The organism is Streptomyces sp. NPDC002793, from assembly GCF_040295485.1.
In the GTDB taxonomy this organism is placed as follows: Bacteria; Actinomycetota; Actinomycetes; order Streptomycetales; family Streptomycetaceae; genus Streptomyces.
Genome location: NZ_JBEOVL010000005.1, coordinates 49,362 through 70,334 on the forward strand (window position 1 = coordinate 49,362; position 20,973 = coordinate 70,334).

The 20,973-nt window shown below is 71.4% G+C and carries 15 protein-coding genes, 4 tRNA genes and 1 other RNA gene; 7 read left to right on the top strand and 13 right to left on the bottom strand.

What is annotated here, in order from left to right; all coding sequences use genetic code 11:
- Nucleotides 1-95 precede the first annotated feature (95 nt).
- Nucleotides 96-1,571, top strand: coding sequence for a sulfatase family protein (locus tag ABT001_RS06425; protein WP_351273201.1), 1,476 nt, complete (start codon nucleotides 96-98; stop codon nucleotides 1,569-1,571).
- A gap of 23 nt (nucleotides 1,572-1,594) precedes the next feature.
- Here the strand turns inward: ABT001_RS06425 and ABT001_RS06430 are convergent, their stop codons facing one another.
- The 7 genes from ABT001_RS06430 to purS all read right to left on the bottom strand — a co-directional run bounded on the left by ABT001_RS06430 (nucleotide 1,595) and on the right by purS (nucleotide 8,507).
- Nucleotides 1,595-2,425: an META domain-containing protein gene (locus ABT001_RS06430; protein ID WP_351273204.1), complete on the bottom strand. Its 831-nt coding sequence runs from the start codon at nucleotides 2,423-2,425 to the stop codon at nucleotides 1,595-1,597.
- Between the two features lie 52 nt (nucleotides 2,426-2,477).
- Nucleotides 2,478-3,281, bottom strand: coding sequence for a maleylpyruvate isomerase family mycothiol-dependent enzyme (locus tag ABT001_RS06435; protein WP_351273207.1), 804 nt, complete (start codon nucleotides 3,279-3,281; stop codon nucleotides 2,478-2,480).
- 10 nt (nucleotides 3,282-3,291) lie between these two features.
- On the bottom strand, nucleotides 3,292-4,554 hold the full coding sequence (locus ABT001_RS06440; protein ID WP_351273210.1) for a hypothetical protein: 1,263 nt from the start codon (nucleotides 4,552-4,554) through the stop codon (nucleotides 3,292-3,294).
- A 145-nt stretch (nucleotides 4,555-4,699) separates the two neighbouring features.
- Nucleotides 4,700-5,224, bottom strand: coding sequence for an ArsR/SmtB family transcription factor (locus tag ABT001_RS06445; RefSeq protein ID WP_351273213.1), 525 nt, complete (start codon nucleotides 5,222-5,224; stop codon nucleotides 4,700-4,702).
- A gap of 108 nt (nucleotides 5,225-5,332) precedes the next feature.
- Complete coding sequence (purL, locus tag ABT001_RS06450; RefSeq protein ID WP_351273215.1) at nucleotides 5,333-7,582, bottom strand: phosphoribosylformylglycinamidine synthase subunit PurL; 2,250 nt, start codon at nucleotides 7,580-7,582, stop codon at nucleotides 5,333-5,335.
- Nucleotides 7,579-8,259: a phosphoribosylformylglycinamidine synthase subunit PurQ gene (gene purQ, locus ABT001_RS06455; RefSeq protein WP_014155065.1), complete on the bottom strand. Its 681-nt coding sequence runs from the start codon at nucleotides 8,257-8,259 to the stop codon at nucleotides 7,579-7,581. The genes purL and purQ overlap by 4 nt, the downstream gene beginning before the upstream one ends.
- Nucleotides 8,256-8,507, bottom strand: a complete 252-nt coding sequence (gene purS / locus ABT001_RS06460; RefSeq protein WP_351273219.1) for a phosphoribosylformylglycinamidine synthase subunit PurS — start codon at nucleotides 8,505-8,507, stop codon at nucleotides 8,256-8,258. Before purS ends, purQ begins: the two co-directional genes overlap by 4 nt.
- A 396-nt stretch (nucleotides 8,508-8,903) precedes the next feature.
- Between purS and ABT001_RS06465 the strand changes: the two genes are divergently transcribed.
- The 5 genes from ABT001_RS06465 (at nucleotide 8,904) to ABT001_RS06485 (ending at nucleotide 11,792) form a co-directional block, all read left to right on the top strand.
- Nucleotides 8,904-9,239: a histone-like nucleoid-structuring protein Lsr2 gene (locus ABT001_RS06465; RefSeq protein WP_351273222.1), complete on the top strand. Its 336-nt coding sequence runs from the start codon at nucleotides 8,904-8,906 to the stop codon at nucleotides 9,237-9,239.
- Nucleotides 9,240-9,391: 152 nt separating this feature from the next.
- Nucleotides 9,392-9,463, top strand: a tRNA-Gly gene (locus tag ABT001_RS06470).
- Between the two features lie 79 nt (nucleotides 9,464-9,542).
- A tRNA-Gly gene (locus ABT001_RS06475) sits at nucleotides 9,543-9,615 on the top strand.
- Between the two features lie 148 nt (nucleotides 9,616-9,763).
- The gene (locus ABT001_RS06480) at nucleotides 9,764-11,110 is read left to right on the top strand and encodes a sensor histidine kinase (protein ID WP_351273225.1); all 1,347 of its coding nucleotides are present in this window, start codon (nucleotides 9,764-9,766) and stop codon (nucleotides 11,108-11,110) included.
- Nucleotides 11,111-11,719: 609 nt separating this feature from the next.
- Nucleotides 11,720-11,792 (top strand) — tRNA-Gly (locus ABT001_RS06485).
- Nucleotides 11,793-11,836: 44 nt separating this feature from the next.
- Here the strand turns inward: ABT001_RS06485 and ABT001_RS06490 are convergent.
- The 6 genes from ABT001_RS06490 to ffs all read right to left on the bottom strand — a co-directional run bounded on the left by ABT001_RS06490 (nucleotide 11,837) and on the right by ffs (nucleotide 20,570).
- Nucleotides 11,837-12,763, bottom strand: a complete 927-nt coding sequence (locus ABT001_RS06490; RefSeq protein ID WP_351273228.1) for a phosphoribosylaminoimidazolesuccinocarboxamide synthase — start codon at nucleotides 12,761-12,763, stop codon at nucleotides 11,837-11,839.
- A gap of 159 nt (nucleotides 12,764-12,922) precedes the next feature.
- Nucleotides 12,923-14,386 (bottom strand): N,N-dimethylformamidase beta subunit family domain-containing protein, encoded by a 1,464-nt coding sequence (locus tag ABT001_RS06495; protein ID WP_351273231.1) that lies wholly within the window; start codon nucleotides 14,384-14,386, stop codon nucleotides 12,923-12,925.
- 217 nt (nucleotides 14,387-14,603) lie between these two features.
- On the bottom strand, nucleotides 14,604-16,403 hold the full coding sequence (locus ABT001_RS06500) for a hypothetical protein (RefSeq protein ID WP_351273233.1): 1,800 nt from the start codon (nucleotides 16,401-16,403) through the stop codon (nucleotides 14,604-14,606).
- Nucleotides 16,404-16,780: 377 nt separating this feature from the next.
- Entirely contained in the window at nucleotides 16,781-18,034 is a 1,254-nt protein-coding gene (gene purD / locus ABT001_RS06505) for a phosphoribosylamine--glycine ligase (protein ID WP_351273236.1), read from the bottom strand.
- A 99-nt stretch (nucleotides 18,035-18,133) separates the two neighbouring features.
- Nucleotides 18,134-20,395, bottom strand: a complete 2,262-nt coding sequence (locus tag ABT001_RS06510; RefSeq protein WP_351273239.1) for a DNA polymerase III subunit gamma and tau — start codon at nucleotides 20,393-20,395, stop codon at nucleotides 18,134-18,136.
- A gap of 80 nt (nucleotides 20,396-20,475) precedes the next feature.
- Nucleotides 20,476-20,570, bottom strand: an RNA gene (ffs, locus tag ABT001_RS06515) — signal recognition particle sRNA small type.
- A gap of 132 nt (nucleotides 20,571-20,702) precedes the next feature.
- Here ffs and ABT001_RS06520 point away from each other — a divergent pair.
- Nucleotides 20,703-20,790, top strand: a tRNA-Ser gene (locus ABT001_RS06520).
- Nucleotides 20,791-20,973 lie beyond the last annotated feature (183 nt).

The window sequence follows — 20,973 nt, forward strand, 5'->3', positions numbered from 1 at the left end:
GTGCGCCGTCGGCGCCCCCTCGCCCGACGGGGTCCGTCGCGCCCATTCCCCTCGCGCCCCGCCCTCGGGCGGCCGAGGACCGCCCAGGAGACCTCATGACCTCTCGCGATTCTCGTGATTCGAATTCCAGTTCGAACAATCGTTCCGACTCACCCCTGAGCCGGCGTGCCTTCACCACGGCGGTGGGTGCGACCGCCGCCACGGCCGCCGTCGGCGCGCAGGCGACCGTCCCGGCCGCCGCCGCTTCCGGGACGGTCGGCGACGCCCTGCCGCGGGAGCGGCCGTTCCGAGCCGCCCGGGGCAGGCACGCGCGCCGGCCCAACATCCTCTTCATCCTCGGCGACGACCTCGGCTGGGCTGATCTCTCCTCATACGGGTCCCCGCACATACGCACCCCCCACCTGGACGGACTCGGGCGTCAGGGAGTGCGGTTCACGAACGCCTACTCCGGCTCCGCCACCTGCTCACCCACCCGGTTCAGCCTCTACACGGGGCGCTACCCCGGGCGCACGAAGGGCGGGCTCTCGGAGCCCATCGCCGACAGGTCGGCGGGGCTGGAGCCCACGCACCCGACCCTGGCCTCCCTGCTGAGCGGCGCCGGCTACGCGACCGCGCTGATCGGCAAGTGGCACTGCGGCTACCTGCCTGACTACAGCCCCACGAGATCAGGCTGGGACGAGTTCTTCGGGAACTTCGGCGGAGCCCTGGAGTACTACTCCAAGCTCGGTCTCGGCGGTGAGTACGACCTGTACGAGGGCGACGCCGAGTACAAGGACCTCCGCTACTACACCCGGATCCTCACGGAACGGGCGAGCGAGTACGTGCAGCGTGATCACGACAAGCCCTGGCTGTTGAACCTGAACTTCACCACCCCGCACTGGCCGTGGATCGCCGACGGCGACACGGAGACCGGTGCCGAGATCGTCCGGCGGATCAAGGCAGGAGACAGAGGTGCGCTCCGGCACGCCGACGGAGGATCGATCCAGAAGTACACGGAGATGGTCGAGGATCTGGACCGCTCGGTCGGCGAGGTGCTGAAGGCGCTCAAGCGGTCGGGTCAGGAGGAAAACACCCTGGTCTTCTTCGCCAGCGACAACGGCGGTGAGCGGTTCTCCTACAACTGGCCGCTGTCCGGCAACAAGAGCTCACTCCAGGAGGGCGGCATCCGCGTCCCCTCGGTGCTGCGCTGGCCCGCGCGCATCGACGGTCACCAGGTCAGCGACCTGCCCGTGTTCTCCCCCGACTGGACGGCGACCCTGCTGGAACTCGGCGGGGCGCGGCCGGACCCCGCCCACCCGCTGGACGGCGTCAGCCTCGCCGGATACCTGCTGCGGGACGAGGCGCCGAAGGAACGCGACCTGTTCTGGCGGGTGCGCGGGGAACGCGCGCTCCGACGCGGCGACTGGAAGTACTACCGCGGGAAGGCCGGCAAGGACCAGCTGTTCCACCTGGCCGACGACCAGCGCGAGCAGGCCGACCGCGCGGCGGCCGAGCCGGAGCGCCTGGCCGAACTGCGGGCCGCCTGGGAGAGGACGGACTCCGGCCTGCTCCCGTATCCCACGGGCTCCTGAGGGGCCGCCGCCTCCCGAGCGCTTCAGCCCCGGCCGGCCGAGCCCTCGGCCGCCGGGGCCGACGCGACGAGCCCCTTGCCGCTCTTCGCCTCGATCGACAGCGAGCGGTGCTCGATCTCGTACGTCGTCCTCCCCGCCAGTACGCCGTTCAGCGCCCGCTCCAGCTCCATCTCGGGGCCCGGACACATCTTCCTGGTGGAGGCGAGCGCGCCGAAGGTGATGGTGGAGCCGGTGACCTCCGCCGTGCCGTGGAAGGAGTTGCAGCCGAGGCTCCCCTCCACCGATCCGTCCTCGCCGAAGGTGAGGTGCGCCTTGTTCTCCGTACCGGACGGCAGGGAGGCGGCCGTGCTGCCGGACACCAGTCCGGTGACCTTCCACGCGGTGCCCGCGAGCGGGGCCGGAGCCTCCGAGGCCAGGGCGATGGAGTCACCCTCCGCGGTGGTCAGGGTCAGGGTCTTCGCCTCGCCCCGTCCCGCCACGGCGGCATCGAGCTCGCCGGTGAGGGCCCGGCCCAACGCCTCCTCGAACTGCTGGACATCCGTCTCGCACCCCATCCCGGTGGTCGTGCGCGGCCCGACACTGACCTTGTCCCCCTCGACACGGGCGTCGGCGGTGTAGCGGTTGCAGCCCAGGTTCCCCGTGACCTTCCCGTCGGTGCCGAACTCGACGTGGGCTCCGGCCGGGGCGGTGCTCTTCTTCCCGCCGACGGTCAGGGAGGACACGCTCCAGTGGACACCGGTCATCGACGGCCCGGTCCGCACGGTTCCGCCGCCGTCCCCCGAACCCGCTCCGGAGGAGCCCGACTCCGTACCGCAGGCGGCGAGGGTGAGGACGGCAAGGACGCTGACAGCCATACGTTGTTTGCGCATGGCCCTGGGACGGATCGAGTAGCCGATCCGGTTCCAATCAGCCCATCAGCGGGAGCAGTGGGGCCAGATCGGCCCGCTCACCACTGGCGCTGACCCGCGCCGCGTCGAGCGCCTCCGCCCACCGGGTACGCCCGGTGGCCAGGCGGACCCAGGTCAGCGGGTCCGTCTCCACCACGTTGGGTGGCGTGCCCCGGGTGTGCTTGGGACCGCCGATGCACTGGACGACGGCGAAGGGCGGGACGCGCACCTCGACCGAGCCGCCGGGCGCCCTGTCCGCGAGCGCGTCGGCGAGCAGCCGGGTGCAGGCGGCGAGCGCCTGCCGGTCGTGGCCGATGGAGAGACCGGCCGCGCGGTCGAGGTCGTCCGTGTGCACGACGAGTTCGACGGTCCGGGTCACCAGGAAGTCGCCCAGCCGCATCGTGCCCGCCCGGGTCGCCACCAGCCGGTCACCGTCGTCGGTGGGCACCGACTCCGCGAACCGCGCCGCGGTCTCCGCGTACAGCGCGTCGAGGTCGGGGTGGGCCTCGGCGAGTTCCCGGGCGTCGTCGGCGATACCCCTGGCGCTCCCGGCGGTGGAGAACGGCCACTCCAGCAGGGCGATCTCCGGCTTGGGCCCACCGGACGGCGCCGGCTGTTCCATGGCCCGGCTGACCCGCTCCAGCGCCGACGTCATGTGCGCCACGAGGTCCCGGACGGTCCACTCCCCCAGCCCGGACGGAGCGGCCAGCTGGTCCTCCGTCAGCGCGGCCACCCCCTCCCGGACACGGTCGAACTGGGCCAGGACCGCACTGCGGGTCCGGCTGAAGTCATAGGCGCGCGAGCGTTTCCTGGCCGGGGGCATACGGGCGAGACTAACCGCCGCCCGTGACCACGCGCACCCACCGTGCGGGCACTCGGTCCCGCGCGGACTCCGCCTCGGGGAAGGTGACTCCGGTGCAGCCTCGGCGCCCGGTGGCGTCGTCGACGTACGCCCGGAAGAAGGGCTCCAGCCGGTCGCGGAGCATGCTGTCGTACGGGTGGGAGACCTGCATCAGGTGCAGAGCGGGCCGGCCGTCGCAGACGGAGGAGGCCCACCAGGCGAGAGCGTCCGTGCCCGCGGTGCCGGGACGGATCCCGGTGCGGGACGGCAGACCGGTGCGCACGTCCCTGGTGCTGTCACCGACGAGGGTCTCGGTCTTCATCCACAGGGGAGAGAGCGAGAGCACCATGGCGATGTCGCGCGGACTTTCGGTGGTCCTCTCGTACGCGGGCCAGATCCTCACCGCCTCGTCCTCGCTCAGGGCCAGCAGACAGGCGTCATGGGCGCTCGCCTTCCCGGCCGGCGCTGCCAGGGCGCGGTCGGGAAGCGAGCCACGGCCCTCGGCGGCTATGAGACGCCCGTACCAGGCACACGTGCCACCGGCCTCGGCCGCCGGGCGGAGGGCGGTCGTCGGCTCGGGGAACTCGGCCGGCAGCGCGGGCAGTTCGGCTGAACAGCCCCGCTTCACGGCGGCCCTCTCCACCGCCTGCCGCGCCAGAGCGGCGAGCGTGCGGCGGTCCTCTGACGTGGTGGGGTCCGGGTACCCGGTGATCGCGGAGGCCTCGACGGAGGAGTTCCTGCCACCGTCGGCGCACAGGGCCCTGGCCGTCACCCGGTGGCTCCCGTACTCACCGAGCGCGCCGTCACCCAGGGGGTGCGGCACGGCGCTGTCCGCCACGGTCGTGTCCTCGTCCACGCCGCCGCGGCCGCGTTCGAAGGGCCTGTCGTCGACGATGACCCCGCTCCCCACGAAGTCCGGATCGGCCGGGTCGGCCCGGTGCGCGGTGAGGGTCAGGGCGAAGTGCCCGTATGTCGTGCCCGGATCGCCGCCCCGGTAGACGACGCAGGTGACCTGCCGGTCGGTGATCTCGCCGAGGTGGGCGGACGTCACCGCCCGGTCGATGCCCCCGTTCAGCCCGAGCACCCGGCCGGGGTCGACGAGTCCGTCGCACCCGGCCTCGATGCGCTCACCGCTCTCGGACCGGGCGCGGAGGTCGCTCACCTGCGCGACCACGGACCAGACGCTCAGGCCGACGCCCGCCACGGCCACCGCGCCGAACAGCACGTTCACGGCCGTGCGCAGGCGCCTGTGCACGGCCGTCTCCGCATCGGATCCTGGCGTCCCGGCAGTATGCGTACCGTCCATGAGCGTCCCCCGTACCGCAACGACACGTGACGTCCCGCAAGCTACCAGTCACCACCGACAGGCCCGCCGACGGCTGACTCCTCGCCGCCCCCGCTCAGGGCCGGGCGGCCGTGAGCATCACCAGCAACGGCACGACCCGGGCCCCGGGCACCTCGTAGCGCCCGCGCCCCTTCGTCTGGAGCCAGCCCGCGGCGGTGAGCAGGCGCAGATGGTGGTAGATCTGGCCGGTCGTGCCCGTCTCGTCCAGCCCGGCCAGCTCGGCGGCGGTGCGCCGGCCCGAGAGGATCTCGCGGAGCAACCGGAGCCGTACCGGATGGCCGAGCGCGGCGAGGGGTTCGGCGGCCACCGCCCAGTCGGGGCGGTTCTCGTCGGTCCCCAACAGGCCCGCGGTGAGCGCGCCGTACTGCCACTCGTGCCGCTCCCCGGCGGGCAGCCTGACCGTGCCGGTGAACAGCACCCCGCCGTCGGCCGCGGCTGCCCCGACCTGTTCGAGCTGGTCCCTCAGCCCGTCCAGCGCCCAGAAGTCACCGTCGCCCAGGCTCGGTTCCCCGCCGCCCGCCGCCCGCTCCAGCGCCGCCATCCGGCGCTCCAGCTCGGCGACGCGTTCCTCAAGCTCCACAGAACACACCCTCACGTCATTACGTAACATGCATCAACAGATTTCGGTGAGAACGCCGAAACCCCCCGTCCGGTCGACCCGGAAGGGGGGCTTCGGTACGAGCAGAATTTAGGCGAACAGACCCTCGAGAGTCCCCTCGTGCGCCGTGCGCAGCTCGCTCAGCGGGATGCTGAACTCGCCCTGGATCTCGATCTCCTCGCCGTCCACGACACCGATCCGGGCCACGGGCAGTCCCCGCGCCCCGCACATGTCGTTGAAGCGGAGCTCCTCGCTGCGCGGGATCGAGACGACCGCGCGGCCGGCCGACTCCGAGAACAGGAAGGTGAACGCGTCCACGCCCTCGGGCACGACCAGCCGGGCACCCTTCCCACCGCGCAGGCAGGACTCGGTGACCGCCTGGATCAGGCCGCCGTCGGAGAGGTCGTGCGCCGCGTCGATCATGCCGTCGCGGGAGGCCGAGATCAGGATCTCGCCGAGCAGCTTCTCGCGGCCGAGGTCCACCTTGGGCGGCATGCCGCCGAGGTGCTGGTGGATGACCTCGGACCAGGCCGAGCCGCCGAACTCCTCGTGGGTGTCACCCAGGAGGTAGAGCAGCTGGCCCTCTTCGGCGAAGGCGACCGGAGTGCGCCGGGTGACGTCGTCGATCACGCCGAGCACCGCGACGACGGGCGTCGGGTGGATCGCCGTCTCGCCGGTCTGGTTGTACAGGGAGACGTTGCCGCCGGTGACCGGGGTGCCGAGCTCCAGGCAGCCGTCGGCGAGACCACGGGTGGCCTCGGCGAACTGCCACATGACGTCCGGGTCCTCGGGCGAACCGAAGTTCAGGCAGTCCGAGATCGCGAGCGGCTTGGCACCGGAGGCGGCGACGTTGCGGTACGACTCGGCGAGCGCGAGCTGCGCGCCCGTGTACGGGTCGAGCTTGGCGTAACGGCCGTTGCCGTCGGTCGCCATGGCCACGCCCAGGTTCGACTCCTCGTCGATCCGGACCATGCCGGCGTCCTCGGGCATCGCGAGCACGGTGTTGCCCTGCACGAAGCGGTCGTACTGGTCGGTGATCCAGGACTTGGAGGCCTGGTTCGGGGATCCGACCAGCTTGAGGACCTGCTCGCGCAGCTCCGCGCCGTTCGCCGGACGGGCCAGCTTGCCTGCGTCGTCGGCCTGCAGCGCGTCCTGCCACGAGGGGCGGGCGAAGGGGCGGTTGTACGTCGGTCCCTCGTGGGCGACGGACCGCGGCGGTACGTCCACGATCTGCTCGCCGTGCCAGAAGATCTCCAGCTGCGAGCCCTCGGTCACCTCACCGATGACGGTGGCGATGACGTCCCACTTCTCGCAGATCTCCATGAAGCGGTCCACGTGCTGCGGCTCGACGATCGCGCACATGCGCTCCTGCGACTCGCTCATGAGGATTTCCTCGGGCGAGAGGGAGGAGTCGCGCAGGGGCACGGTGTCCAGCTCGACGCGCATACCGCCGGAGCCGGCGGAGGCCAGCTCGCTGGTGGCGCAGGAGAGCCCGGCGCCGCCGAGGTCCTGGATGCCCGCGACGAGCTTCTCCTTGAAGATCTCCAGGGTGCACTCGATGAGGAGCTTCTCCTGGAACGGGTCGCCGACCTGGACCGCGGGGCGCTTGGTGGGCTTGGTGTCGTCGAAGGTCTCCGAGGCCAGCACGGAGACACCGCCGATGCCGTCGCCACCCGTGCGGGCGCCGTACAGGATCACCTTGTTGCCGGGGCCGGAGGCCTGGGCCAGGTGGATGTCCTCGTGCTTCATCACGCCGATGCAGCCGGCGTTGACGAGCGGGTTGCCCTGGTAGCAGGCGTCGAAGACGACCTCGCCACCGATGTTCGGCAGGCCGAGGCAGTTCCCGTAGCCTCCGATGCCCGCGACGATGCCCGGCAGGACGCGTCGGGTGTCGGGGTGGTCGGCAGCACCGAAGCGCAGCGGGTCGACGACCGCGACCGGGCGGGCGCCCATGGCGAGGATGTCGCGGACGATGCCGCCGACGCCGGTCGCCGCGCCCTGGTAGGGCTCGATGTAGGAGGGGTGGTTGTGCGACTCGACCTTGAAGGTGACCGCGTAGCCCTGTCCGACGTCGACCACACCGGCGTTCTCGCCGATGCCGACCAGCATGGCGTCGTTCTCGGGGACCTTCTCGCCGAACTGCTTGAGGTGGACCTTGCTGCTCTTGTACGAGCAGTGCTCGGACCACATCACGGAGTACATGGCGAGCTCGGCGCCGGTGGGACGGCGGCCCAGGATCTCGCGGATCCGGGCGTACTCGTCCTCCTTGAGGCCGAGCTCCTTCCAGGGCTGCCCGGCGTCCGGGGTTTCGGCCGCGTGCTTGACCGTGTCCAGGCTCATGCGTTGACCAGCTTCTTGATGATCGAGGTGAAGAAACCCAGGCCGTCGGTGCGACCGGTGCCGATCAGCGGCTCGACGGCGTGCTCCGGGTGCGGCATCAGACCGACGATGTTGCCCGCGGCGTTGGTGATGCCGGCGATGTCGCGCAGCGAGCCGTTCGGGTTGACGTCGGCGTAACGGAAGGCGACACGGCCCTCGGCCTCCAGCTCGTCGAGCGTGCGCTCGTCGGCGGTGTACCGGCCGTCCACGTTCTTCAGCGGTACGGAGATCTCCTGGCCCGCGGTGTAGTCCGAGGTCCAGGCGGTCTCCGCGTTCTCCACCCGCAGCTTCTGGTCGCGGCAGATGAAGTGGAGGTGGTTGTTGCGCAGCATCGCGCCGGGCAGCAGGTGTGCCTCGGTCAGGATCTGGAAGCCGTTGCAGATGCCGAGGACCGGAAGGCCGGCCTTCGCCTGCTCGATCACGGTCTCCATCACCGGCGAGAAACGCGAGATGGCGCCGGCGCGCAGATAGTCGCCGTAACTGAATCCGCCCGCCAGGATGACCGCGTCGACCTGGTGCAGGTCCTTGTCACGGTGCCAGAGGGATACGGGCTCGGCGCCCGCGATCCGTACGGCCCGCAGGCTGTCCTGGTCGTCGAGCGTGCCGGGGAAAGTGACGACTCCGATACGGGTGGTCACTTCTCCTCCTCCACCGTGACGGTGAAGTCCTCGATGACGGTGTTGGCGAGGAACGTCTCGGCGAGCTCGTCAATGCGGGCGAGGGCGGCCTCGTCGACCGGCCCCTCGACCTCGAGCTCGAAACGCTTTCCCTGACGAACGTCCGCGATTCCGTCGAAGCCGAGACGGGGCAGTGCGCGCTGCACAGCCTGTCCCTGCGGGTCGAGGATCTCCGGCTTGAGCATGACGTCGACTACGACGCGTGCCACGGGCACTCCCGGTGGTGTGGTGCGGCTGTTTCTCCGAGGGGTTCCCCAGATCCCCGCGGGTCCTCTCAGCCTACCTGGCCAGAAATTCTACGCGGGTAGATATCGCCGGGCACCATCACGGCGAGATATCGGGGACCACAACGGCCGGGGGAAATCCTGGAAAAAATCTTCACCCTGATTACATGCGGACACACGACGGCAACACACCCGTGCAACACGCGGACGCAATTGGACGGGCTTCACAATGCGGCTCCTGCCGCTGTACAAATGAATAGCCGGGAAAGCACGATTGCCCCGGAACAGTCGACAGCAGTCGATCCGCATCCGCCCAGCCGCCGGAAGGCCGGCATCGACGCATGTCAGACGCGACGATGCCGCAGGAAAGGACCGATATCCGTGGCTCAGCGCGTAGTAGTTACGCTCTCCGACGACATCGACGGGGGAGAAGCGGCGGAAACGGTCACCTTCGCCCTGGACGGGAAGGTCTACGAGATCGACCTCAATACCGCCAACGCGAAGAAACTGCGGAAGACGCTGGCTCCGTACGTAGCGGCCGGCCGAAAGCAGACAAACACCGGCAAGCGCGGCAAGCCTCCCGTGTCGTACCACCACACATCGCTCGCACCCGACCCCGCGGCCGTACGCGCCTGGGCGCGCTCGCACCGCATGGAGGTGCCGGCGCGCGGCCGGATCCCGAAGAAGGTCTACGAGGCGTTCAGCGCGGCCAGTTGAGAGCAGCGCCCGGAATGTCCACTTCCGTTTCGGTGGCCGTCGGCTCCCCGGGCATCACCTCGGGGAGCCGACTTGCACAACACCCCTGCAGGTCGGCTAGAGTCTGGAGCACGCCGAAGGGCAAGGCCGAAAAGCCGGGCCCGAAGCAGCGTGCGGGTGTAGTTCAGTAGTAGAACATCCCCCTTCCAGGGGGAAGGCGCAGTGTGCAATTCCTGTCACCCGCTCTGCACTGCCTTACCAGGCCACTCAGTGGATCAGGTAGAGTAGTGAGCGCTCCACCGGTGAAAGTCGAGTGGCAGCAATGCGGACGTAGCTCAGTTGGTAGAGCGCAACCTTGCCAAGGTTGAGGTCGCCAGTTCGAACCTGGTCGTCCGCTCTTGTTTCAAAGGCCCCGGTCGTTCTCGACCGGGGCCTTTGACGTTTCGCTTCTCGGATATCAACACATGACGTTTGTCATCAGGGGTGATGACAAGGCGCACTCCACACGGCCACGGTCCTGCGGAAGACTCGCACCATGGCCGGCGGTGACCCTGCCCACGGCCGGGCCGGTCGGTTCCCGTGTGTTCCGCGAAGCCGATGTCCGTGCAGGCGAGGGGGAGCGAGACGTGTGGGTACGGGCGCAGGTGCGCAGATGGCAGAAGCGTGAGGGATTCGACAAGATCGATCTCTACACCCGCGGAACCTTGCACGCCATGGTCTGGGCGTCGGTCCTGTGCGTGGTGCTCCTGTCGGTGACAGACCCGGTGCGACGGTCGGACGCGCCGGCCGTCCTGATCGTCGCCACGGTCCTCGCCACGATCGCGCAGGGTGTCTGTTCGGTACCGCTGGTCACCCGGACTCTCGACAGCTACCTCGGCCAAGGGGCCGTCGGACGGCGCGTGCTCGCTCTCCCGGCCACGGCCGTCCTGCTCGTCGCGAACGCGGCAGGCCTGCTGGCACTCGGCGGATACGTCGGCGCCGAGACGTTTCCCGAACTGCCCCTGGCTCTGGTGGCCACGGTGTGGCCGTTCCTGACGTCCCTGGTCCTCGTGGTACCGCTGTGGGCCTCCGGTGCGTACATCGCGGTGGTCACGGCCGCCATGAGCGGCGGCACCCTGCTCGCCGGGGCGCCCGGCGACTTCGCCCTGGGCACGTCGGCGGGAGTGGGCTTCGGCAGTGTGCTGGTCTGCACGACCGTACGCCTCTCCGCCTGGACGCTGAGGATCATGCAGAAGCTCCGCGACGCCCGGGACGTGGAGACCCGGCTGGCGGTCGCCGAGGAGCGGCTGCGGTTCGGCCGTGACCTGCACGACGTCCTGGGCCGGAACCTGGCGGTGATCGCGCTGAAGAGCGAGCTCGCGGTCGAGTTGGCGCAGCGCGGGAAGCCCTCGGCGACGGACCAGATGGTCGAGGTGCAGCGCATCGCACGCGCCTCCCAGCAGGAGGTCCGCGACGTCGTACGCGGATACCGGGAGATCGACCTGCGCACGGAACTCCTGGGCGCCCAGGGCGTCTTGCGAGCCGCCGGGATCGAGTGCACCGTCCACGGCGACGGCGGCCGGCTCCCGGTGCCGGTGCAGTCGGTGCTCGGCTGGGCCGTACGGGAGGCGGCCACCAACGTCCTGCGGCACGGCGACCCCCAGCGGTGTGCCATCAAGCTGGAGGCCGCGCGGGACGGGGTCCGACTGGTGGTGGAGAACGACGGGGTGACACCCGGCACGACCGTCGTCCCCGATGGTGGCTCCGGGCTCCACGGGCTCAGGGAACGGCTGGCCGCGGTCGGCGGTTCGCTGGAGGCGGGGCCGACGGGCGACGGCCGGTTCCATCTGGCTGCGGCCGTCCCGCTGCTGCCGGCGCCGCGGAACACCGTTCCCTCCCCGCGGGAGAGCTGATGAACCACGCACCGGACCGGAGGCGCTCACCATGGCGCACCGGCCCGATGTGGCCGCCCTGGTCCCGGAGATGGGACGCGGGCGGTGTGAAGGCCCCACGGAGGCCCACAAAGGTCTATGGAGGTCTATGGAGGCCACGGATGCCTACGGAGGTCTGTGAAGGTCTGTGAAGGTCGCCACATCACCGTGGACCGAGCCGCCCTCCCGCCGCACCGTGACCGTGCGGGTCACACCGGGCCGGGGCCAGGGGACGGACGCCTTGGGCGGGTGTCCGGGCGTTCGCCCCGAAGCCGGCCGGCGCCCGGCGCGCGGATGACGTCATCCGCGCCGCGTACGCGGGAACCCGCTTGTCCAGAAGTGGAGTTGGCGGCCGCCGCGACCGGCGCCGGGGGCTCCCCGCTCACCGCGCGGGAGGCCGTGACGCCGGAACGGGCGTCTGACGGGCCTCCGGCCGTGGGGATCCCGGAGGGTGCGCCGCCGCCCCGGGGGTACGGTGCGCGCCTGCCCGTCGGCCGTCCCCGTGCGCACGCCGGGCGGAGAACCGTCCTGCGGCCGTGCGTCTCGCAGCCGGGAGAGGTTGGGTATAGTAGGCATCGCGCTTCGGCGCACGCGGACGTAGCTCAGTTGGTAGAGCGCAACCTTGCCAAGGTTGAGGTCGCCAGTTCGAACCTGGTCGTCCGCTCCGTACAGGAAGGCCCCGGTCCTCGTGACCGGGGCCTTCCGCCGTCACATCCCCTGGACCGGCCAGCTCAGGCCCGTCAGGAGTTCGTACGCGTCCAGGTACTTGGCCCGGGTCGCGTCGACGATGTCCTGCGGCAGCGGCGGGGGCGGCTGTTCGCTGTGGCGGTCCCAGCCGGAGGCCGGTGAGGTCAGCCAGTCGCGCACGAACTGCTTGTCGTACGAGGGCTGTGCCCTGCCGGGCTCCCAGCTCTCGGCCGGCCAGAAGCGGGAGGAGTCGGGCGTCAGCACCTCGTCCGCGAGGATCAGCTCCTCGCCGCCGTCAGCGGTGGGCGCGAAGCCGAACTCGAACTTCGTGTCGGCGAGGATGATCCCCCGCTCACGGGCGATGTCCCGGGCCCGTCCGTAGACGTCGAGCGTCGTCCGGCGCAGCAGGGCCGCCGTCTCGGGGCCGACCTCGTGGGCCACCTCCTCGTACGACACGTTCTCGTCGTGATCGCCGACCGCGGCCTTCGTCGCCGGGGTGAAGATCGGGCCCGGGAGCTCCGAGCCGTCGACCAGCCCTTCGGGCAGACCGAGACCGCAGACCGTACGGGTCGCGTCGTACTCGACCAGGCCGGATCCCGTCAGATAGCCGCGCGCCACGCACTCGACCTGGACCATCCGCAGCGAACGGCAGACGAGGGTCCGGCCGGCCCAGTCGGCGGGCGCACCGGCGGGGAGCTCCGTCGACAGCACGTGGTTGGGGACGAGATCGGCGAGCTGGTCGAACCACCACAGCGACAGCTGGGTGAGGACTCGGCCCTTGTCGGGGATCTCGGTGGGCAGGACCCAGTCGTACGCGGAGATGCGGTCGCTGGCGACCATCACGAGGTCGCCCGCCTCGTTCCGGTACAGGTCGCGCACCTTGCCGGTGTGCAGATGGGTGAGCCCGGGCACCTGCACTGGCTCGGGCTTTTCTACGAAACCGGACACGCTGCCTCCGCGTAGGTTGATCCAGGAGTCGTTCCGATTGTCCCGCATGCGAAGGGGCCACGGCGCCAGGGGTCATCCCGTGGACACGGTGCGCCCGCTTCGGCGGCGCGGCTCGACGGTCGCGCTCGGTCTCCTGCTCGACGTCCCGCTCGGTCCCGCTCAGTCCCGCTTGCAGATACGGTCGAGCAGATTGGCCGTGGCCCGTTGGATGCGGGAGTCGACATGACCCGGGCGGTCCAGGGCCGGGGACCAGGCGAACGTGCCCGAGGCGAAGACGAGCGCGCCCGACGGCGCGCGGTACAGCGAGGTCTCCTGGTGCCGGGTGGCCCCCTCGCTGTCCGCGTACGGGGAGTGCGCGAGCAGCATCCGGCTCTCGTGCTCGGGCAGCGCCGTACGCGGGTAGTACCGGTCGGCCTCGCCCGCGACGAGCCCGTCGATCTCATCGCCCTCGCCCGCGCCGGTGGCTTCCCAGAGCCAGTGGCCGGCGTTCCGCACGACCAGCGGGTGAGGATCCGGGACCCGGCCCGCGTATTGGATACCGAGCGTCTGCTGCTCGGGGCGGTTGATCTCGCGCCACAGCGCGGACTTCCCCGGGCCCCGGCGCTTGCGGCAGGTGAGCAGACGGTCGGGTACGCCGGACGGGGACGGACCCAGACCGACCTGCCAGTACATGGTGTTGGCCGAGAGGAAGACGAGCGAGGTGCCGGTGTCCCGGGCGAGCTCCGTGGTACGGCGCATCGGCACCGACCAGTACTCGTCGTGGCCGGGGAAGACCAGGCCCCGGTACCGGCTGGGATCGACGCGGCCGGCGTGCAGGTCGCGGGCGTCCGCGTACGCGAGGTCGTAGCCGTAACGCTCGGCCCAGCGGATGAAGTCGTAGGCGTGGCCCACGTGGAGCGGCAGGCCGGCGCCCGCGTAGGGGCGGTCGAAGGAGATGGTGACGGCGGCGTCCTCCTCCCCCAGCAGCCGGCCCTGCTCGTCCCAGGCGTGGTAGAGGCTCGCGCCGGTGCGGCCGTCCTCCGGGTAGAGGTTGTAGGCCTGCCAGGTGATGTCCGGGAGCAGGAGCAGGAGGTCCGCCGGGTGGTCGTCACGAACCGTGAAGGGGACGTGCGAGCGGTGCCCGTCGGCGGTGGTCAGCACGGCGACGTAGGCGCCGACCGACCAGTAGCTGGGGATCTGGAGCCGCCAGGAGAGCCACCAGTGATGGCAGGAGACCGTCCGGTCGGCCGCCAGGGGTGCCGGCTGGACGATGCCGGAGAGGCGCGGGCTGGTGGTGATCTTGGCGGCTCCGTCGCCCGCGTAGTGCCCGATGCGGTACACGTCGACGGAGAACTGCTGGGGCGGGTCCACGGTGATGTGGAAGTCGATGGCCTCGCCGGGTGCCGCGGCACCGGGCGAGACGAATCCCTTGATCTGCCGGCGCACGTCGTCCGCCGGGCGCGTGCCGCCGCCGGATCCACCGCGGCCGAGATCGGGGTCGGCGTACCAGGGGACGACCTGACCGGTGTCGTCGAAGTAGTTCTCGCTGCCCCGCAGCCAGGGCAGCGGGCCCTGGCCGAAGGGGTCGCTCACGGCGTGCGCGAGGGCACCCGATTCCCATCGCCGGATCTGCTCCGCCCCCATCCCGCTCCCCTTCTTGGTCCCCCGACATCTGGTGCGCCGGAAACCGTGGCGCCGGGCTCAGCACATCACATTACGCACGCACTCCGTCACCGTTCGTCGCGAATCGATGGGAGTAAAGCCTGATCTTCCGCGTATTGAGGGGACATCTAGGATATTTCTCCACCTAAGTGGACGGACGGCCGTTCAACTCAGCCATCTCCGGGCGCAGGCGCCCCTCTCATCCCAGGCGCACGGGCTTGTCGGTTCGCACCCCTACCGCGCTGAGCCAGGACAGCAGCGGCTCCGCGTCCCCGTCCTCGACGAGGCTCAGCACGGGGGCGCCGAAGTCCGACCTGCGGCCGCCGTCGACCAGCAGCGCGGGGCCGTCGAGCCAGTCGAGCCCGGGTGCGGCCCCCGCCGTGTCCACGGCGGCGCAGCAGACCATCGCCACGACGTGGTCGGCGAGCAGCTCCATGCCCGTGCGCGGCGGCTGGAGGGGGAAGAGCGGGAGCGGAACAGGGCCCCAGAGGTCGAGGGGGTCGGTGCCCGCCCCGGCCGGTGCGCCGGCCGCTGGCGCGGTGTTCGAGGGCTCGGTGTTCGAGGGCTCGGTGTTCGTGCCGGTCAGGGACCGGGGGGCCGCCCGTTCCTCGTCGCGGGCGACGGCGGCACCGATCCCGGCCGCGAGCGCCTCGCTGTCGGCGCCCGGGGTCGCCAGGTGGTCGATCACACGCGCCAGCGTGGGCATCGCCGAGGCCTCGGCTGCCGAGGCGTGCGGCGCCGATCCCGGCCCCGTGTCCCGCCCGGTGTCCGGCACCCGCACGGAGACGCCGGTGGCCACGCCCATGGCGTCGAGCACCCGGTGGAGACGGGCGGCCTCCGTACGCCATTTCCGGTCCACGACCTCTTCCGGATACTGCTGCCAGTCCACCGGGGACCAACCGGGTCCGGTCTCCGCCGGCCCACCGTGGAACAGGCGGGCGGCCAGCAGCGACGCCGCCTCGTCGGCCGCGCCGGGCTCCTCGATCAGATCGCAGGCGGGGCGCTCCCCCAGCCGGGAGGTGAAACCCTCCGCCAGGCGGTCGCGGCGGGAGAGCTCCGTGAGCGCGGAGACGACACCGGCGTCGAGCCGGGAGGGCCAGCGCCCCATCCGCCAGGCGGGCAGCGCGACCCGGGTCAGCAACCGGTCCCAGCCCGCGTAGGCCAGTCCGACCTGTTCCTGGGCGACAATCCGCAGCCTGTAGTCCACCTCCTGGGCGCGCCCCGACGCGGCGGCGGCGACGCCGCGCTCCATCTCCGCCGCATGGTCGCGACAGCCGCGCAGCAGCGCCCTGGCGATCCATCCCACGAAGGCTGCGGGAATCCCGCGTATGAATCCCTGTCCCGGCGCCTCGGCGTCCGCGACCGCGGCGTCCAGGCCGCGGACGAAGCGTCGGGCGGCGGCTATGTCCGGGTGCGCGGACGGCCCGGTGCCCGCGACGACCGGGGCCAGCACCGCACGTAGTTCGGCGACCCGCATCCACCACAGGAAGGGAGAGCCGATCACCAGCACCGGTGGTGCCGGGACGCGGCGGCCCCTCCTGGCCCTCGCCGGACCCGTGAGGTCCTTCGCCCCCGGCTGGGCGGCGGGATGCGTACGGTCCTCCAGCCAGCTGTCGCAGTCCGGGGTCAGCGCTATGGCCGACGGCGCCGGTACGTCGAGCCGGCCCGCGAGGTCACGGACCAGCCGGTAGAGATCGGGGGCCGCCGCCTCGGTGAGAGGCACGGTGGGACTGACCGCGGGCCTCGCGCGCGCCACCGCCACGGCGACCCCGGCGGCGAGCAGCAGGACCACGACGGCGCAGGCCGTCACGACCCAGCTGACGGTCGACCACGCCCCTGAGCCGATGCGCCCCTGGGCGCCGGCGACGAGCAGCACGACGGCCACACCCGCCGGCAGGATCGCCAGGGCCGTGGCTCTGCTGCGGATGCGCAGCAGAGCCACGGCCCTGGCCCGCGCTGCGTGCGCACCCAACTCCTCAACCGAACCGGTAAAGGACACGGCTGGACGTCACCCCCTCTGCCCCCGCGACGGTGTTGGTCACTCCCCCACTGTGGCACCCGTCACTGACATCGCAATGCCGGTGGGCCAAGTGCCGGAACGCTTGCGCCGCACCATAGTTGGGGCCCCGGCGGGCGTCATCCGGATGGCCGAGTCGTCACTCGATGGAATGGCTTTGGGTAAAGCTGCTGACGAGGTGGTCTCCGGGCGTCCGGTGATACCACGGCCCTGGTCCCGGGCGCGCGGAGGCGGCTCCCGCACCGTGGCTCCGGCCCTCGCACCATGGCCGCCGAGGCGCCTGACACGCCTGTGCCTGACACGCCTGTGCCCGGCACCTCCGCAGCGGAAGGCCGGGCACAGGATGAGGGGCGCGGGTCTCAGGCCTCTGCGGCGGCCTTGCGCGCGATGTCCGTACGGTGCTGGGAGCCGTCGAGCCGGATCCGGCCCAGCGCGTCGTAGGCGCGCTCACGGGCCTGGGTGAGGTCCTTGCCGGTCGCCGTGACGGAGAGCACGCGCCCTCCGGCGCTGACGACCGCGTCGCCCTCCTGCCGGGTACCGGCGTGCAGGACGAACGCGTGCGGCGCATCCTGCGCCACCACATCCGCGAGGCCCTCGATCGGGTCTCCCGTGCGGGGCGTGCCCGGATAGTTGTGCGAGGCGATGACCACGGTGACGGCCGCGTCCTCGCGCCAGGTCAGTGCGGGTACGAGGTCCAGGGTTCCGTTGGCGGAACCGAGCAGTACCCCGGCCAACGGCGTCTTCAGCCGGGCCAGGACGACCTGCGTCTCCGGGTCGCCGAACCGGGCGTTGAACTCGATGACCCGTACGCCGCGCGAGGTGATCGCGAGGCCGGCGTACAGCAGCCCGGAGAACGGGGTGCCGCGGCGGCGGAGCTCGTCGACGGTCGGCTGCAGGACGGTCTGCATGACCTCGTCGACCAGCTTCGGGTCGGCCCACGGAAGCGGGGAGTACGCGCCCATGCCACCGGTGTTCGGGCCCTCGTCGCCGTCCAGGGCCCGCTTGAAGTCCTGGGCGGGCTGGAGGGGCAGCACGGTGGTGCCGTCGGTGATCGCGAAGAGGCTCACCTCGGGGCCGTCGAGGAACTCCTCGATGACCACACGGTCGCAGGCCAGCGCGTGCGCACGCGCGGCTTCGAGGTCGTCCGTGACGACGACGCCCTTGCCCGCCGCGAGACCGTCGTCCTTCACGACGTACGGGGCGCCGAAAGCGTCCAGGGCCTCGTCGATCTCGGCGGGGGTCGTGCAGACGTAGCTGCGGGCGGTCGGGACGTTGGCGCCGGCCATGACGTCCTTGGCGAACGCCTTGGAGCCTTCCAGCTGGGCTGCCTCGCCGGAGGGGCCGAAGCAGGGGATACCGGCCGCGCGCACGGCGTCGGCGACACCGGCGACAAGCGGTGCCTCCGGGCCGACGACCACCAGCTCGGCGCCCAGCTCGGTGGCGAGGCGCGCGACGGCGTCGCCGTCGAGGGCGTCGACCGGGTGCAGTTCGGCCACCTCTGCGATTCCGGCGTTGCCGGGGGCGCAGTACAGAGCGGTGACAGCGGGGTCGAGGGAGAGAGAGCGGCACAGGGCGTGTTCGCGGGCGCCGCCGCCGATGACGAGGACCTTCACGGGGTGCAGCCTAACCGCCGGGGACAGAGGCTCTCGACGGGCGCCGCTCCGTGGACAGCCCGGGAGAAGCGAAGGGGGGCGGGGCAGGTCCGTGGCGTTCTACTCGTTGGTGAACTCCTCCACGACCGTGGCGCCCAGCTCGCGGACGATCAGGTCGTGCCCGGAGAGCGCCGAGTCGACCAGATCGGGATCGTCCGCCTCGGCGGTGTCGTCCTCGGGCGCGACGGACCGCGACGGCTCGGGGGCCGCGCGGTCGTACGAGGACTGCTCGGACCGCCCGGGCTGCTGCTGCGGGGCCTGCTGAGCGGGCGGCGGGGCCTGCTGGGCAGGGGCGGCCGGGGACTCGTACGACGGGGCCGGCGGGGCGGGCGGGGGCTGATAGGGAGCTGCCGGAGGCCTGCCGCCACCGCCTCCGGCGCCCGTTTGCTGGGGCTGGCCGCCGCCCGACGCGTCGACGACGGCGTCGACCCGCCACTTGGCGTTGAACTGCTCGGCGAGGGCCTGCTTGAGCACCTCTTCGCTGCCGCTGCTGGAGAAGGTGTCACGGGCACCGGCGTTGAGGAAACCGAGCTGCAGGGTGCTGCCGTCGAACCCGGTGACCTGGGCGTTCTGGCTGAGCAGGATCCAGGTGAACCGGCGGCGGTTCTTCACTGCCTCGAGGATGTCCGGCCACATGTTCCGCACCTGGGCGGCGCCCTGTGCCATGTCCTGCCCGCCGGGCGCGGGAGCCTGCGCGGCAGGCGCAGGAGCGGCGGACGGGGCGGGGGCCGGGGCGGGCGGCTGCGCCTGCGGTACGCCGCTTCCGGGCGTGGAGGCGGTCGGCCAGCCGCCGGGCCTGCGCGCCGCTTCCGCACCGCCCGCACCGCTGCCGGCTCCGGCCGCCGCGGGCCAGGCACCGGGGCGCTGACCGGCGGGTGTCGGGGCGGGCGGCTGCTGGGCCGGCGGCGCGGCTGCCTGTACCTGCTCTGCTGCGGGCCGGGGGGCCTGCTGCGCGGCAGGCGGTGCCGCGGCCTCGGCGGCCACGGGTGCGGGCCTCGGTGCGTCGGCAGGTGCGCCGCCCGGAGCCTCGCCCCGGACCGCCGCACGCGCCGCCGCGGGGCCGCCGCTGCCTCCGGCGGGCATCCCGACACCCGCCCCATGGGCTTCCGGCCCCGGTACGTACCCCAGGGCGGGCCCGGGCCCTGCCTGGGCGAAGGACGCGCCCGCGCCGCGCTCCAGCCGGTCCAGCCGGGCCTGGAACGAACGCTCGTCGTCGAAGGCGGCGGGCAGCAGCACCCGGGCACAGATCAGCTCGACCTGGAGCCGGGGCGAGGTCGCCCCGCGCATCTCGGTGAGCCCCTCGTTGACCAGGTCGGCGGCGCGGCTCAGCTCCGCGGCGCCGAAGACGGCCGCCTGGGCCTGCATCCGCTCCACCACGTCGGCGGGTGCGTCGATGAGCCCCTTGTCCCCGGCATCCGGCACGGCGGCCAGGATCACCAGGTCACGCAGCCGCTCCAGCAGGTCCGCCACGAAGCGCCGGGGGTCGTTGCCGCCCTCGATCACCTGGTCCACGACCTCGAAGGCCGCCGCCCCGTCACCCGCCGCGAAGGCGTCCACGATCGAGTCCAGCAGAGACCCGTCCGTATAGCCGAGGAGCGACGTCGCCATGGCGTATGTCACACCGTCATCGGCGGCGGAGGCCAGCAGCTGATCCATCACGGACATCGAGTCACGCACGGATCCCGCACCGGCACGCACCACGAGAGGCAGCACACCGTCCTCGACGGGACTGTTCTCCTTGCCGCACACCTCCGCCAGATAACCGCGCAGCGTGCCGGGCGGCACCAGCCGGAAGGGGTAGTGATGCGTACGCGACCGGATCGTCCCGATGACCTTCTCGGGCTCGGTGGTCGCGAAGATGAACTTGAGGTGCTCCGGCGGCTCCTCGACCACCTTCAGCAGGGCGTTGAACCCGGCCGGTGTGACCATGTGCGCCTCGTCGATGATGTAGATCTTGTACCGGCTCGACGCAGGCCCGAAGAATGCCTTTTCCCGCAGGTCACGGGCATCGTCGACGCCACCGTGCGACGCGGCGTCGATCTCGATGACATCGATCGATCCCGGCCCGTTGCGCGCGAGGTCCTGGCAGGACTGACACTCCCCGCAGGGGGTCGGCGTGGGGCCCTGCTCGCAGTTCAGACAGCGGGCGAGGATGCGCGCACTGGTCGTCTTCCCACAGCCCCGCGGCCCGCTGAACAGGTACGCGTGATTGACCCGGTTGTTCCGCAGGGCCTGCTGCAGGGGGTCAGTGACATGCTCCTGACCGATGACCTCGGCGAAGGACTCGGGGCGATAGCGGCGGTACAGCGCAAGGGACGACACACATACGAGGTTATCGGGGCGGACCGACAACCGGCCCCGCCCCTGACCGAGCACCCGGCGGAACACCACACCCCGGACACACAAGGGCCCCCCACGCACCCGCCAGAGCCAACCTACCCTTGCTGCCTTCCGGCCCTGGGGGAGTTCAGTCAGATAGCGCCACGTGAGGGGCTGACGCCCACCTTAGCCGATCCCTGCCCCCCGCCGTCCACCCGCTCCGCGGCTCCATCCCTCCCGAGGACGGTCCGGAACGATCTCGGGGGAACGTGTTCGCGAGCACCCTCCAACGTCTTGTATTGTTTGCGGCGGAGGATTCGCCTAGTGGCCTAGGGCGCACGCTTGGAAAGCGTGTTGGGGGCAACCCCTCACGAGTTCGAATCTCGTATCCTCCGCCATTGCTCTCACCGGGCAATACGTCGAAGGCCCCCGCAGCTTGCTGCGGGGGCCTTCGACGTTGATGGTCTCAGTTCTGGTCTCATCCATTTCCGACATAAGAGACACTTCATTCCGCCTACTTGCCGTCGCCGGGTCGAGTCACAGGACATCGCCTTCACTCAGAAGCGGGTTTCTGCCGACTC

What these genes read in the sequence shown, in the direction of transcription:
- ABT001_RS06425 (WP_351273201.1), top strand. Translation starts at nt 96, where the DNA reads ATGACCTCTCGCGATTCTCGTGATTCGAATTCCAGTTCGAACAATCGT.
- ABT001_RS06430 (WP_351273204.1), bottom strand. Translation starts at nt 2,425, where the DNA reads ATGGCTGTCAGCGTCCTTGCCGTCCTCACCCTCGCCGCCTGCGGTACG.
- ABT001_RS06435 (WP_351273207.1), bottom strand. Translation starts at nt 3,281, where the DNA reads ATGCCCCCGGCCAGGAAACGCTCGCGCGCCTATGACTTCAGCCGGACC.
- purL (WP_351273215.1), bottom strand. Translation starts at nt 7,582, where the DNA reads ATGAGCCTGGACACGGTCAAGCACGCGGCCGAAACCCCGGACGCCGGG.
- ABT001_RS06495 (WP_351273231.1), bottom strand. Translation starts at nt 14,386, where the DNA reads ATGGGGGCGGAGCAGATCCGGCGATGGGAATCGGGTGCCCTCGCGCAC.